Genomic DNA, 13,791 nt, shown 5'->3' on the forward strand with positions numbered 1-13,791 from the left:
TCATTTGAAAGCTTTTGCTTCCTTGATCACGGAGCGATACTCGGCTTTTTCGAGGCACTTTTTATAATAATCCTTTGCTTTCGACTTGTTGCCTGCGCGCGCTGCGATCCTGGCCAACCCCGCATAAGCAAATGCATGGTACTCTTTGGTGTATTGGGCGTCATGCGGCGCTTTCAGCGCGAGTAAGTATTCCCTTTGAGCCGCCGCATCATTCCGCTCGGCTTTTTCATCGAGTAATCCCTGGAATGAATGGAAGGCGAGCGGGTAAAATCCTGAGTTATATTTTTTAAAGTCAGCAAGCTCTTTCCGGGCAACATCGTATCGCCCGGAAAGCAGCTGTGCCTCGATATTCTTCATTAAAAACAAAGGGTTTTTGGGATAAAGGCTCACCAGCTTTTCCATGTAACTCACCGCTTTTTCCGGCTTTGATTCATATTTCAGGTACACGTGGGAAATGTAAAAGCAAGACTCAGCTTTGGTGATCGTACCCATTTTAGTACCCAGATCCATTTGCTTTAACCCCAGCGCCTTATCCCCGCTTTTGAAGAAAATCAGAACAGGTTTTACGATCGGGTGCTCCTCCGGATATACCTCCACATAGTAATTGTACATCCCTGACGTAAAGTAGAACTCAGGGTTTTTGCTGATCAGTTTGAGCCCTTCTACAAATGCGTTATAAGCCTTTTTCCCCTCCCCTGCTGCATTCATCATTTCACCACGGTAGTTGTACATCATTGCCAGGTAACCCCTGGCAACCATCGTGTAAAAGACAGCTTCCGGATCAAGGCTGTTTTTCCCGTACTTCTTGTTAATTGCTTGCAGGCACAGGTCCAGCTTGCGGACGTATTCTTTTGATTTCGCGGGGTTATCTTTAATGGGAAGGTATTTCCAGAACAGGATAAAGGAATCGAGAATGTGGGAGACGGGATGATCGGGGTACTTCTTTTCTACCAGGCTGATGAAAGTTTCCGCCTCGTCAAACTCATAATTATAAATTTTGTCCAGACTATTCTGAACATTTTTCAAAGTTGCGGGATCGTTGAGTAATTGTGCTTGTGTATCGAAAGAAATGGAACTACAAAGGAACAAAAACAGTATGCGTAATATGTTTTGCATGGTAAGACTATTAACTCAAATGGTTTGGTGGTATCCCAGCTGAACGTTAGCTTTGTTTATAACCCTAATTACAGGTGATGGGTTTCTGTGGCAGTCTAAATTAGCCGCCTGTACCTGCAAAAAAATTTCGTCAGATCGACTATTATGATTCGCTATAAGCAGTTTACGCTGGACAACGGCCTGAAAGTATTTGTACATGAGGATTTCTCGACGCCGATGGCGGCTGTTAACATCCTATACAATGTAGGTTCACGTGATGAGGACGAAGAGCGGACAGGATTTGCACATTTATTTGAGCATTTGATGTTTGGCGGCTCCCAGCACATTCCCAACTACGATATCCCGGTGCAGAATGTGGGCGGCGAGAACAATGCATTTACTTCGCCCGACATTACCAATTATTACATTACACTCCCCGCCGAGAATGTGGAAACGGCATTCTGGCTGGAATCCGACAGAATGCTGAGCCTTTCTTTCGACCCCAATGTGCTTGAAGTACAGCGCAAAGTAGTGATTGAGGAATTCAAACAAAGGTACCTGAACCAGCCTTACGGGGATATGTGGCTTAAATTGAGGCCGCTTGCCTACCAGGCACATCCTTACCGCTGGGCTACGATCGGAAAAGATATCGAGCACATTGAGCGGGCAACAATGGACGATGTGAAAGACTTCTTCTTTCGCTTTTACAGACCCAACAATGCGATCATGGTTGTAGCCGGCGCTGTTACCTTCGAGAAGGTGCAGCAACTGGCTGAAAAGTGGTTCGGCAATATTCCCGCCGGCACGCCCTACGTGCGGAATATCCCAAAAGAACCTGTACAGACAGAGGCACGTTTTCTGGAAACGTCAGCTGCTGTCCCTCTCAATTCGCTGATCAAGGTGTTTCACATGCCGGGCAGATATGAAGACGGATTTTACGCTGCCGACCTGCTGAGTGACGTTTTGGGTCGTGGTAAGTCTTCGAGATTGTACCAAAAGCTTTTGAAGGAAAGATCGCTTTTCAATAGTATCAATGCGAGTGTAACCTCCTCCCTGGATCCAGGTCTTTTGATGATCAAAGGGAACCTTAATCCCGGTGTAACACTGGAAGATGCTGACAATGCGGTCAACGAGGTTTTACATGAAATTATTGAGAATGGGGCAACGGAAGAAGAGGTGACGAAAGTGAAAAACCAGTCCGAAGCCTCTATCGCGTTTTCTGAGGTGGAACTGCTAAACCGGGCAATGAACCTGGCCTTTGCCGCTAATGCAGGCAATGTGGATTGGGCGAATGCAGATGCGGAAATTATACGGAACCTCACGCCGGCCGACATTCATACAGCCGCCAAGAACATCCTGAATCCTGCCAATGCTTCTACTTTATATTACAGGGTCGAAGCAAAAGAGCCGGTTTTGATATAAACCAAAAGAGCCGCTCCATTGTGCAGCGGCTCTTTTCTCATTCATCTAAACAGTTATTCAGGCAAAAAAGTCAGGTAGCTGAAATTCTGCTCATTAAACATTTCCTGCGCTATATCCTGCAATTGCTGAGAAGTGATTTGCCCGATTTCTGCGAATATCTCCGGCAGTGAATCCACCCGCCCGGTATCCAGCAAACTTTTCGCCATCATCAGCATAAAGCTCATATTACTCTCTTCCGACATCGCCAGCTGACCCATTAACTGAACTTTAGTCTGATGCAGCTGTAATACAGAAAGCGGCACCTCGCGAATGCGTTTCAGTTCCTTGTGAATCAATGAAATGCTTTTGTTAAGCTGCTTCTTCTCGGTGCCAAAGAAAATCCCCATGAATCCGGTATCGAGGTAGGGTGTGTAATTCCCTTCGATTGAATACACAAAACCATACTTTTCACGCAGTGAAAGATTGAACCGGGAGTTCATTCCCGGGCCGCCCAACAGGTTTACCAGCATAAAGAATGGCAATCTTTTATCGTCCAGCAACGCATAAGCGGGTTGCCCCATTGCACATTGCGCCTGCGAAATAGCACGTTCTTTCTGCTGCTGAACCGGCACATAAGCGGCCGGCGGGGTACGTACGCGGGTTGTTTTCCGATGCGGCACGTCACCCAGGTATTTCTCAGCGACCTTTACAATTTTTGAAAAAGGCAGTCTGCTCACCGACGACACCACAATGCGCTCGGTGTCTATATTATCATTGATAAATTTGTGGAGATGCTCCCGCCCAAAAGAATTGACCGTCTCCGCAGTACCCAGTATATTATTTCCCAAAGCATGCTCGGGGAAAACGAGCTGATCGAAATCGTCCTGAATCGCGTCTTCTGGCGAGTCAACATACATGGACATTTCTTCCAGGATCACATTCCGTTCACGCTCAATCTGCTTGTCGGGGAATACGGAATGGAAGGTTATATCTGTAAGCAGATCCATTGCCTTCTCGAAATGATCATCGAGAACAGATGCATGAAAACAGATCTTCTCTTTGGTTGTATAAGCATTGAGCTCACCGCCCACATTTTCGAGCCGGTTGATGATATGATAAGAACTACGCTTTTCGGTTCCTTTGAAAGCCATATGTTCCCAAAAATGCGCTAAACCTTGCTGAAAAGGCAATTCGTCGCGGCTACCTATATCCAGCATGATCCCGCAGTGCGCGATTTGCGTATGCGGAACCTGCTTATGCGCTATCCTGATTCCGTTGGCAAGCGTATGTATCTGGTATTCTTCGGTAAGTGAAAGGGAGGATGATTCCGGGTTGCCCCGCTTACGAACGTTATTTCTCTTCATTCCTGATTAACACAAAATAGCCGCCAATAATTTTCGGCGGTATAAACAAAATTACAGACTTTTGCCCGGAAACCCTTGCATCCCCACTTATGCATATCGGATTTGACGCCAAGCGCGCTTTCGCAAACAAAACAGGCCTCGGCAATTACAGCAGGTTCATCCTGGAAGCCCTTTTGCGCTACGAAAAAACAAATGAATACCTGGCTTATACTCCCAGGAACACGCAGGATCTTTTCCCCGCATTCCCCTCAGGATCAATCCGTTTTCCTGATACGTGGATTGATCAGAAACTATCCTCCTACTGGCGTTATTCACGCATTTCAAAGCAATTGAGTGAGGAAAGGGTGGAACTTTTTCATGGGTTAAGCAATGAAATTCCTCAGGGTTTGTCAGCGCGGGACATCCGGTCGGTAGTAACAATACATGACCTGATTTTCGAGCGGTTACCACATCTTTTTAAACCTGTTGACAGGCTGATATACCGGCATAAATTCCGCTCTGCCTGTGCGCGGGCTGATGAGGTTGTTGCTGTAAGTGAGCAGACAAAACGCGATCTGGTCGACTTGTACCAGGTAGATCCAGGCAAGATCAAGGTCATTTACCAGGATAGCAGTTCCATTTTCAGACAACCTTCCGATGACAGATTAAATGCGGAGATCCTGCAAAAATATCAGCTGAACAAACCCTATGTGCTGTGCGTAGGAACTCTGGAGGAGCGAAAGAACCAGCACCGACTGGTAGAGGCATTTGCACAATCGAATGCAAAGAATTTTGAGTTGGTACTAATCGGAAAAGCAACTCCGTATCTGGCCAAAATTAATGAAAGTATCGCCCGCAGCAAGCTTCAAAATCGTGTAAAAGTCTTGCATAACATTCCTTCGGACCATTTACCTGCCTTTTACCAGCAAGCTACTGTATTCGCCTACATTTCGGTGTACGAAGGTTTTGGTATCCCGATTCTGGAAGCATTGCATAGTGGCATTCCGGTTTTATCGGCGAAAGGCTCCTGTCTGGAAGAAGCAGGTGGCAAAGGTGGTTTGTATGCTGATCCCCTGAAAACAGAAGAGGTCAGCCAGCAACTGAATCGTTTACTGACTGACCAATCTTTAAGGTCTGACCTCATTCAAGCCGGAAAGCTGCATGTCGCGCAGTTTGATGCAAAACAGATTGCGGCACAGCTGACCATGCTTTATGCTGGAATTTTGTAAAAGGTCTTATTTCTCCCGGTACTGCTCGATAATCCGGAATAGCGCTTTTTGTTTTTCAAGATCAGGAAAGAATTCGAAAAGTTGTACGTGACCCTCATAATCCAGGGTTAATGCGGTTTCCAAATTCACCAAAGCTTCGCGGTATTGTCCGGCGTGTATCTGGTATACTGCCATTCTGTAATACAAATCTGCTTCTTCGGGCATTTCGTCGATTGCTGCCTGCAGCAGGTCGCAAGCACGTGCATAGTTACCTTGCTCAAAAAGCACATGCGACCATTTGAGCCAGATATCGGGATTGGAAGGCTCTATTTCTGCCGCTTTCTCAAACGCTTCAAATGCAGAAATCACATTACCTACCTTGAACTCCGTTTCAGCAAGTGCAAGCCAGTAATCAGGATTCAGCTCTGTAATCTGGATCGCTTTGCGCAGAAAACCCACCGCTTCGTACCATCTGCCTAACTCACTGAAACAAATACCCAGCCCATACCAGCCGTCATCCCACTGGCTGTCCAGCTTAACGGTCTGCCGGTAGTATCTGATCGCTGTTTCGTACTCGCCAAGCTTTTCGTAGCAGGTACCCAGACAGCAGCAGGTTTCCGGCTGCTCGCCTTCCAGTTCAATGGCGCGTAGATATTGCGCTTTGGCGTCTTCATACCTTTCCAGGTTCATGTAAGAGTTACCCAACTGGAAAAAAGCGGAAGCAAAATCGTCCTTGACAAGCGTCGCGTATTCGTATGCATTCACTGCATCTTCATAGCGTTCCAGCTTACTGAATGCGATCCCGAGATTGTACCAGGCATGATGTGAAAACGGATCCCGATCAACCAGCTCGTTATAGTAGTCAAGGTGACTTTCAAGCTGCCCTACCAGATCGAGGCAATGTGCCAGCTCATACAATGCGCTCTCGTTATTCAGGTTATTTCTGAGCGACCTTTTGTAAAACTTAATCGCATCCTCGTATTTACCCCAGTTCTGGTAAGTCTGCCCGATCTGAAAGTATATTTCGTCTTTGTCTTCTACTCTGTGCAGCAGGTTCTCCAGGAGTTCGAGGGCTTCTTCATACTCGCCCATCATATTGGAAATGGCCACCTGCATAAATGATATTTCAATATCGCCCGGATGAAAAAGGGAAGCTCTCTCCAGAATTTCCTGAGCCAGTTCATGCTCGCCTCTGTTGGCATGGAGCTGAACCATATTCAATAGCAAATCGAGGGAATAAGGGTAATCCGACAATCCCAACTCACAAGCTTTAAACGCTTTATCCCAATCTCCTTTTTCTATATAATGTACGGTAACCTTCTCGTACGTATCCAAATCAAAAAAAACCGGCTCGCTGGTTTTCAGCATTCTTTCAAACCTGAGCAATGTCTCCTTCATGTAATCCTTTCTTTCCCCGAAATTTTTCTCCATCATACGGACCGCTAGATTAGAATTTTGGGCTTACGCACCACTATGATAATGAAAGAAAGATATAAAATAATTCCCCGCATTTCAAATCTTCCCGAGCAAAGTTTTGCTCACCCGCTGCACCGTTTTTTCGATCGGTTGGAAGTCAAAATGGAGTGCATTTTTAATCTTATCGTTCCTGTAAGTCACCTTTCTTGCTGCCGAACGCGCTGTTTCCTTGGTAATTAGCGGCTTCGTTCCAAGCAGCCAGGTACGCACTGCCTCAACCCTCCAGATCACCCCTGCCAGCCCGGTACCCACCCGGAATGAAGGTCGTTTTTTGTGCATTGCGTCGGCAATCATAAAGAACAGATTTTTGTAAGAAATGCTTCCCGCATTGAGCAAAAACCTTTCACCTGCTATGTCGGAATGTATCAGTCTGACAATTACCTCTGCTACATCTTCAACGTCGACGTAATTAGCGAGTCCATCTGTATAAAATGGTTTTTGCTGATATATGTACCTGAATATCTGCGTACTGCTCTTGTTCCAGTCTCCGCCGCCCAGGATCAGCGTCGGATTAACGATCACTGCATTCAGACCTTCGGCAATCCCCCGCCACACTTCGAGCTCACCCAGGTATTTGGATTTGGCATATTCAGAATTCTCAGGAGAATTTTCCCAGCGGTGATTCTCGTCAAGTACCACTTCCTCTCCCGCCCCTGCTTTCCTTGGGTCCGGCCTGCCTATTGCCGCTATGCTGCTGACGTAACAGAGTTTTTTTACAGGGTATTTCAAACATACGTTGACTACGTTGGCGGTACCTTCCACATTAACCTTATACATCATCTTGCGGTCGGCAGGGACAAAGGATACTACTGCGGCGGTATGAACAACAAAATCAGCATCTGCAATGGCTTTTTCGAGTGAGCTCAGATCAAGGATATCGCCTTCTGCCCAGGTGATCTGCTCAATTTGGTCAGCAAGCAGGCTTTTGTCGGTACCCGGCCTGACCAATGCAGTTACCTGATGCTTGTCTTGAAGAAACTTACGGGCAACAGCACTGCCAACCAAACCCGTCGCACCGGTTATAAGAACTTTCATGATTGGTCATTTAATGTCGACCGAAGTTCGGGATTGAAATGTTAAGGACAAAAAAATTCCTTCCGGGGGAGCATCCCACTACTCTCTACTGCAAGCTTTTTTGGCTAATTTAGCAGATCAAAAAGGGGCACCGGCCTTTGGTTACCCACTTATCAGTATACTTCAATATTTACCTAATGCAAATTTCAAATCCAGCCAGATATACCGTAACCGCAGCGCTTATCTATGCAAATGGACCGATACACATCGGGCATTTGGCGGGTTGTTACATACCGGCAGATATATACGTTCGCTATCTCCGCTCCAATGGAAAGGATGTAGCATTTATCAGTGGCACCGATGAACATGGGGTCCCTATCACGATCCGGGCCAAAAAAGAGGGACTTACACCTCAGCAGGTTGTTGACAAATATTATAATCAGATAGACTCCGCTTTCAAAGAGCTAGGAGTTTCATTTGATATTTATTCACGCACCAGCAAGAAAGTCCACCACGAAACATCGCAGCAGATATTCAAAGACCTGTACGATAAAGAGGTATTCGTAGAAGAAGTCACGGAGCAATACTTCGATGAGACAGCTCAGCAGTTCCTGGCGGACCGGTACATTGTTGGTACCTGCCCGGTTTGTGCTAACCCCAATGCCTACGGTGACCAATGTGAAAGGTGCGGCTCTACCCTGAGCCCGCTGGAATTAAAAGACCCGCGCTCGACATTGTCTGGCGCAAGTCCGGTTTTGAAAGCAACCAAAAACTGGTACCTGCCCCTGGATAAGATGCAGCCTCAGATCGAAGGTTATATCAATGAGCATAAAGAATGGAAAACCAATGTATTCGGCCAATGCCAGTCATGGCTGAAAGACGGACTTAAACCCCGAGCCATGACACGCGACCTGGACTGGGGCATACAGGTACCGCTGCCCGACACGGACGGAAAAGTGCTGTATGTTTGGTTTGAAGCACCTATCGGCTATATCTCTGCTACCAAAGATTGGCTTATCCAACAAAATGGCACCGAAGAAGGCTGGCAGAAATGGTGGCAGCCTGGCAATGCAGAAAACGGGGAAACCAAACTGGTGCATTTCATCGGGAAAGACAATATCGTTTTCCACTGCATTATTTTCCCTGCTATGTTAATGGCAGAAGGAAACTACATTCTTGCAGACAATGTGCCCGCCAACGAGTTTATGAACCTCGAAGGCGATAAAATCTCAACTTCCCGCAACTGGGCAGTGTGGCTGCACGAGTACCTGGAAGAACTTCCCGGAAAACAGGACGTTTTGCGGTACGTGCTCACAGCCAACGCACCCGAAACCAAAGACAGCGAGTTTACCTGGAAAGATTTCCAGACGCGCAATAATAGTGAGCTGGTAGGTATTTATGGAAATTTCATCAACCGTGCAGTGGTACTTACCCACAAGTTTTGTGAAGGAAAAGTCCCCGCCCGTGGCGCACTGGAAGAAATTGACACTTATACACTGAAAGAGCTGGAAGCATTCCCTGCACGCATTGCGGAGGCAATGGAAAATTACAGGTTCAGGGAGGCACTTACATTGATTATGGACCTCGCCAGGCTCGGAAATAAATACCTGGCAGATACTCAGCCGTGGCATGTGATCAAAACAGATCCCGAGCGCGTCAATACCATTCTTAACATTGCATTGCAAATCTCGGCTTCGCTCGCAATCGTTTCGGAACCGGTACTGCCATTTACTGCTGCCAAGATCAGTGAGCAGCTGGGATTGAAAGGCACCTGGGCGGATGCAGGGAAAGCCGATCTGCTGCCGGCGGGACAACCTGTGCTGGAAGCTAAGTTACTTTTTGAAAAGATTGAAGACCATATCATAGAAAAGCAGGTGCAAAAACTGCACGATGCAAAACGTATGAATGAGCTGGAAAGCAAAACCGTAACTCCCGTAAAGCCAGAGATACAATTTGATGATTTTGCCAAAATGGACATCCGCATCGCGACGATCCTGGAAGCTGAAAATGTGCCGAAAAGCAAGAAGCTGCTCAAACTGCTGGTGGATATCGGACTTGAAAAGCGCACAGTCCTGAGCGGCATCGCAGAACACTTCAAAGCGGAAGAAGTAATTGGTAAAAAGGTACTCTACCTGGCGAATCTTGCCCCGCGTAAGATGATGGGAATGGAAAGTCAGGGAATGATATTAATGGCCGAAGACCGCGACGGTAGCCTGGCTTTTGTACAGCCCGGTAAAGATGTCTGGAACGGAGGCACCGTTAACTAACGAAAATGGCGGAGTAAGTACTTAATAGATTACTCCGCCATTCTTTTATTGAAATTCCTTCTTCACCTGAGCATACACGGCTGCGATCTTATCAACCAATGCCTGACATTCTTTTTCGCTCAAATGATCAATGGTGTTGCTCACTGCATTGGAAATTATCTTTCCGTCACCATCAGTTTTAGCTCCTTTTTGCCTGATAACACTCAGGATTGACTCCCATTCGCCAATCAGGTCCTCAGAGAAATATCTGGGTTCAATGATATTGAAATAAGCGGACTGGGATTTCAACTTTTGCTTAAGCATTCCGTCTGCGGGCGCTTTAAGCTCTTCCATGAGCTTGGTAAGCTCAATGTACGCGAAGATGTTTGATTTTTTCATAACGCTGAGTTTTGTAGAGGGTAAATTAAAAAGATCGGTGCTAAGATAAAGATAACCCGCTTCCATTTAATAAGATTTTAACTCATCTTTATCATATCTTTATGTTTATTGTAGGCATAATGCAATTAAAATAACAAATCTTCCAAAAAGTGCCTTTCTGATAAATACTACAACATTATACAAGCTGAATTTAGGCATTTCCAGCCTGCGGGACATAAAAAAACCCAGCAGTGTAACTGCCAGGTGACTTTATTTAATACAAATTTCAGTTTCTTACCACCGTTCAATATCTACTTTGCGATGATAATCGCCCTGCTCATTTCCATAGGGTAAAAAGAGGACAAGGTGACGCAGGGTATCATCATATTTTGCTGAGATATGTTCAATATCTACCCCATCCGGAATGACGAATGTGTTGATGAAACGAACAGTCTTCCATTGCTCTTCTTCGGGAAGGTTATCCTGTGAAAATATGGGTAACAAGTGAAAAAGTTTTAGGTTATTGGTATTTCTCTTCCCCTTCACTACTTCCAATTGGAGATCTTCAACCTCGATGCCAGGAATTTTCACAACTACTTCAAACCCTTCTGATCCCTTGTCAAGCTTTATAGCAGGCTCGCTCATTCCACCATTGATTGTATTGATAAAATCGATATTCATCAACATCTCCTGTGGTATTTTCGGTTTGCTTTCCATAGCTATCGCGTTTTAGGTTCACAAGTTTTTAAGCATTAACGAAAAACTGCGTGCCAAAGATTAAGTTACGGATAAATTTTATAGATCAGACAGCCGATAAAGCTCAATAACCTGTTATTCCAAAACACTTTAACTATATTTTTCAACTGGCTTTTCTCAATGTAAAAAATGAGTAACAAATCTGTACCCGCCAAAATAGCAGTCAGCTTTACCTCACAGCGACAATATGTCCGAAATACCCCCTTTACCGGTCGTTATGACCTAATCCGCGATCGGGTGCGATGATATCTCTTATCTTCTGTTTCAGCTCTTTGGGCTCTGGAAAATGACCTTCCCTTTTACGGTCCCACACCAAGGTTTCGTCCAGGTGCACGGTATAGCGGCCTGCCACTTCCGAGGGGATTAGCGTTACTGCATGCAAATCCTCTGCAAATGTGGTAAGCAGCTCCTGCGCCATCCACGCAGCGCGAAGCAGCCAGCCGCATTTGGGACAATATTCTATGAAAACAGTAGGTTTCATTTTGATCAGTGATTGAGGTTTTCAAGATAACTAAAAAAGCCGCGAAGGAAATCCCTCGCGGCTTTCGAATGTATTAACCTAACCCTTTAATCCTGATGAGAAAAGCTTGCGGACAAGCATTTCCTAACGCTTTACAAATGTATCTTAGTAGAAGCTGCTTTTTTAGCGTGAAATACCCTGATTTTCAGGTCAGGTAACATTACAATGCAGATTTGGTAATCCTCCCCGATCCACCAGGTAATATTACGTGTTTTCATTTACGATAATCGAAAATCATTTGATTAACAGACACTTAGTTACACTACCGTTAAATCAATAGGAAATGCACAGCTTGGTCTTGATAAGTCCGGTGTCTACATTTACGAATGTTAAATAATCTTTAATCCTCACTAGTAATTATTCTTATGGATGTCAAAAAATTTACCGGTAAAGAAGGACAACTTATTTCAGCTGAACGCGCGCTTGAACTGACCAAACCTCATTTGAGCAGGGAGCGCGAGATAGTAGGAAGAGGCGAGAATTTTGTGAAAGCGGAGTTTTTTGGAATACACACGTTCAATGAGCTCATCGGATTGCACGGTGACAATTGCGTGGGGTTCAGGGTGTATTACGGGGTGCGGGACGAAGACGATAATGCATTGGACGAACAGCTGCTTGTAAGAGGCAATGGAGCCAAGAAATCGACTGCCAGACTGGTAATCGTTCCCGTAGGCGCCGACGGTCGGGACCTGACCAAAAGCATGCATGCGGGCGGTTTGAAAGATATGGCAGCAGAAAAAGAAGTGATGGTTGGCGGGCCGATCTGTCCCCGTCAATGTTAATTCTTTAACAGCTGCTCAATGCTAGAGATTTATATCTCCTATTTTAAGAGGCAACCTCTGGCGAGTATTCCTGTGTTTCTGACACTGTTGCCGATCGTGCTGATCTGGCAGCGAAAAGCTTACCGGGACAATACGTTTTTAATCCTCGGAATTTACCTGATCGTCAAGTTCATGATTGACTTTCTAATGTTTGATTGGGCTTCACATAAAAAGAATACGGTGATGCTGTACAACTTCAATGTTCCGATCAGGTATTTCCTTTCCAGTCTGCTGTTCTATAAAGAACTGGAAACCAGGAGATTTAAGCAATGGGTATTGATATCAATTCCATTGTTTACCGCTTTCTCTGTGTGGGATACATTACGTACAAATCCCTGGCTGAGCGATATGCATAATCACAGGATGGTATTGTACTCGACAACAGTTGAAAGCCTTTTAATGTTATTCTGGGTTTTACTTTATTTCTATAAAACCATACGCGCACTAAAAATCCCAAACCTGCTGATCTATCCTTTTTTTTGGGTATGTTCAGGACTATTGATTTACTATTCTAGTTTTCTTTTTATTGCGCCAGTACTTCATTACTCTTCCAAATGGGAAGAGTGGCTGGAAATTGGTTTCTTTACTTACGTGCCTTATATGTTTGAAAGCGTAAGTATCATTCTTTTTAGCATTGGAATAGCACAGTTTCCCAAGCCGCAGCATGCAGAACAATGAAGAACTGAAACTAGCATTACTAATAGCATTGATTGCAATGCTGATGATGGCATTTTTTGTGATCTCATTCGTCATGTACTACCAGAAACGAAGGTTTGAGGAAGAAAAGAAAATCAGCGAAATAGAAAAAAATTACAATCGGCTCCTGCTCGATACCGCGCTCAATTCAGAAGAGACAGAAAGAAGGCGCATTGCCCAGGATCTTCATGACGATATCGGCACCATGCTTTCTTTAACCAAGCTGAGTCTCAATCAGCTGAGCAAGCTGGTTAGCAATTCGCATGACGAGAAGCAGGAGCAGATTATGAAAAAGTCGCAGTCGCTTGTGGAAGAAACGATCCTGCACGTGCGCCGGATTACCCGCGACCTCGTACCTACTACGCTGGAACGTTTCGGCTTGCTGGAAGCGATCGAGGAGTTTATTGATAAATTAGAAGAAGATAATAATCTGGTCATTTCCTTCCAGTCCAGCACAGCCGAATTTCCGCGCCAGGGGCAAAAGCTCGAACTGACATTGTACCGCATTATGCAGGAGCTCGTCAACAATGCGATTAAGCATGCGAGCTGTTCGAGTATCGAAATTTCTCTTGATATTGACGATAAAATGATCGGGCTGCGTGTTACTGACAATGGAGTAGGGTTTGACCCGGAAAAGATCAAAGAAAACAACCTGGCGGGACTGGGATTATTAGGTATCGAAAGCCGGCTGGCTATTGTAAATGGTACTGTCCACTACGAAAAACCGGAAACAGGAGGATCAAGTGCCTGCGCACGCATTCCTGTTATGCCGATTTCAGAAAACAAACCCGAGCCGCTACATCCCTTCCGCAGAGAAAAAGTGAATGCATAAACCCA

14 protein-coding genes are annotated in these 13,791 nt (G+C 45.4%); 6 read left to right on the forward strand and 8 right to left on the reverse strand.

Annotated features, from left to right (window positions below; translation table 11 throughout):
• Window positions 1-1,116, reverse strand: a complete 1,116-nt coding sequence (locus AC1XTG_RS22620; RefSeq protein WP_484843535.1) for a tetratricopeptide repeat protein — start codon at window positions 1,114-1,116, stop codon at window positions 1-3.
• Window positions 1,117-1,260: 144 nt separating this feature from the next.
• Between AC1XTG_RS22620 and AC1XTG_RS22625 the strand changes: the two genes are divergently transcribed.
• Window positions 1,261-2,517 (forward strand): M16 family metallopeptidase, encoded by a 1,257-nt coding sequence (locus tag AC1XTG_RS22625; RefSeq protein WP_056286141.1) that lies wholly within the window; start codon window positions 1,261-1,263, stop codon window positions 2,515-2,517.
• 53 nt (window positions 2,518-2,570) lie between these two features.
• Here AC1XTG_RS22625 and AC1XTG_RS22630 read toward each other — a convergent pair whose 3' ends face one another.
• Window positions 2,571-3,860 carry a M16 family metallopeptidase gene (locus AC1XTG_RS22630; RefSeq protein WP_056286142.1) on the reverse strand — a complete coding sequence of 430 codons (1,290 nt, stop codon included), beginning with the start codon at window positions 3,858-3,860 and terminating at the stop codon, window positions 2,571-2,573.
• Between the two features lie 89 nt (window positions 3,861-3,949).
• On the opposite strand from AC1XTG_RS22630, the gene AC1XTG_RS22635 reads away from it, so the two are divergent.
• Window positions 3,950-5,068 carry a glycosyltransferase family 4 protein gene (locus AC1XTG_RS22635; protein WP_484843536.1) on the forward strand — a complete coding sequence of 373 codons (1,119 nt, stop codon included), beginning with the start codon at window positions 3,950-3,952 and terminating at the stop codon, window positions 5,066-5,068.
• Window positions 5,069-5,074: 6 nt separating this feature from the next.
• On the opposite strand, the gene AC1XTG_RS22640 is transcribed toward AC1XTG_RS22635, so the two are convergent.
• Together AC1XTG_RS22640 and AC1XTG_RS22645 are read right to left on the reverse strand one after the other, a co-directional pair.
• A complete protein-coding gene (locus AC1XTG_RS22640; RefSeq protein WP_056286148.1) occupies window positions 5,075-6,481 on the reverse strand; it encodes a tetratricopeptide repeat protein in 1,407 nt (468 codons plus the stop codon).
• A 78-nt stretch (window positions 6,482-6,559) separates the two neighbouring features.
• Window positions 6,560-7,558 carry an NAD-dependent epimerase/dehydratase family protein gene (locus AC1XTG_RS22645; RefSeq protein ID WP_484843537.1) on the reverse strand — a complete coding sequence of 333 codons (999 nt, stop codon included), beginning with the start codon at window positions 7,556-7,558 and terminating at the stop codon, window positions 6,560-6,562.
• 176 nt (window positions 7,559-7,734) lie between these two features.
• On the opposite strand from AC1XTG_RS22645, the gene metG reads away from it, so the two are divergent.
• Entirely contained in the window at window positions 7,735-9,804 is a 2,070-nt protein-coding gene (gene metG, locus AC1XTG_RS22650) for a methionine--tRNA ligase (protein WP_484843538.1), read from the forward strand.
• Between the two features lie 45 nt (window positions 9,805-9,849).
• Here the strand turns inward: metG and AC1XTG_RS22655 are convergent, their stop codons facing one another.
• The 4 genes from AC1XTG_RS22655 to AC1XTG_RS22670 form a co-directional block, all read right to left on the reverse strand.
• The gene (locus tag AC1XTG_RS22655) at window positions 9,850-10,182 is read right to left on the reverse strand and encodes a hypothetical protein (RefSeq protein ID WP_484843539.1); all 333 of its coding nucleotides are present in this window, start codon (window positions 10,180-10,182) and stop codon (window positions 9,850-9,852) included.
• A gap of 273 nt (window positions 10,183-10,455) precedes the next feature.
• Window positions 10,456-10,878 carry an Hsp20/alpha crystallin family protein gene (locus tag AC1XTG_RS22660; protein WP_056286162.1) on the reverse strand — a complete coding sequence of 141 codons (423 nt, stop codon included), beginning with the start codon at window positions 10,876-10,878 and terminating at the stop codon, window positions 10,456-10,458.
• A 244-nt stretch (window positions 10,879-11,122) separates the two neighbouring features.
• On the reverse strand, window positions 11,123-11,398 hold the full coding sequence (locus AC1XTG_RS22665; RefSeq protein WP_484843540.1) for an Rdx family protein: 276 nt from the start codon (window positions 11,396-11,398) through the stop codon (window positions 11,123-11,125).
• 131 nt (window positions 11,399-11,529) lie between these two features.
• Entirely contained in the window at window positions 11,530-11,655 is a 126-nt protein-coding gene (locus AC1XTG_RS22670) for a hypothetical protein (protein ID WP_255356505.1), read from the reverse strand.
• A gap of 147 nt (window positions 11,656-11,802) precedes the next feature.
• Here AC1XTG_RS22670 and AC1XTG_RS22675 point away from each other — a divergent pair, with 147 nt between their 5' ends.
• From AC1XTG_RS22675 to AC1XTG_RS22685, 3 genes are read left to right on the forward strand one after another with little or no spacing between them, the layout of a single operon-like run.
• Window positions 11,803-12,219, forward strand: a complete 417-nt coding sequence (locus AC1XTG_RS22675; RefSeq protein ID WP_056286169.1) for a hypothetical protein — start codon at window positions 11,803-11,805, stop codon at window positions 12,217-12,219.
• 18 nt (window positions 12,220-12,237) lie between these two features.
• Window positions 12,238-12,936, forward strand: a complete 699-nt coding sequence (locus AC1XTG_RS22680; RefSeq protein ID WP_484843541.1) for a hypothetical protein — start codon at window positions 12,238-12,240, stop codon at window positions 12,934-12,936.
• A complete protein-coding gene (locus tag AC1XTG_RS22685) occupies window positions 12,923-13,786 on the forward strand; it encodes a sensor histidine kinase (protein ID WP_082489214.1) in 864 nt (287 codons plus the stop codon). The genes AC1XTG_RS22680 and AC1XTG_RS22685 overlap by 14 nt, the downstream gene beginning before the upstream one ends.
• Window positions 13,787-13,791: the final 5 nt, after the last annotated feature.

Source organism: Dyadobacter sp. HNCC25DJ183 (assembly GCF_056895175.1).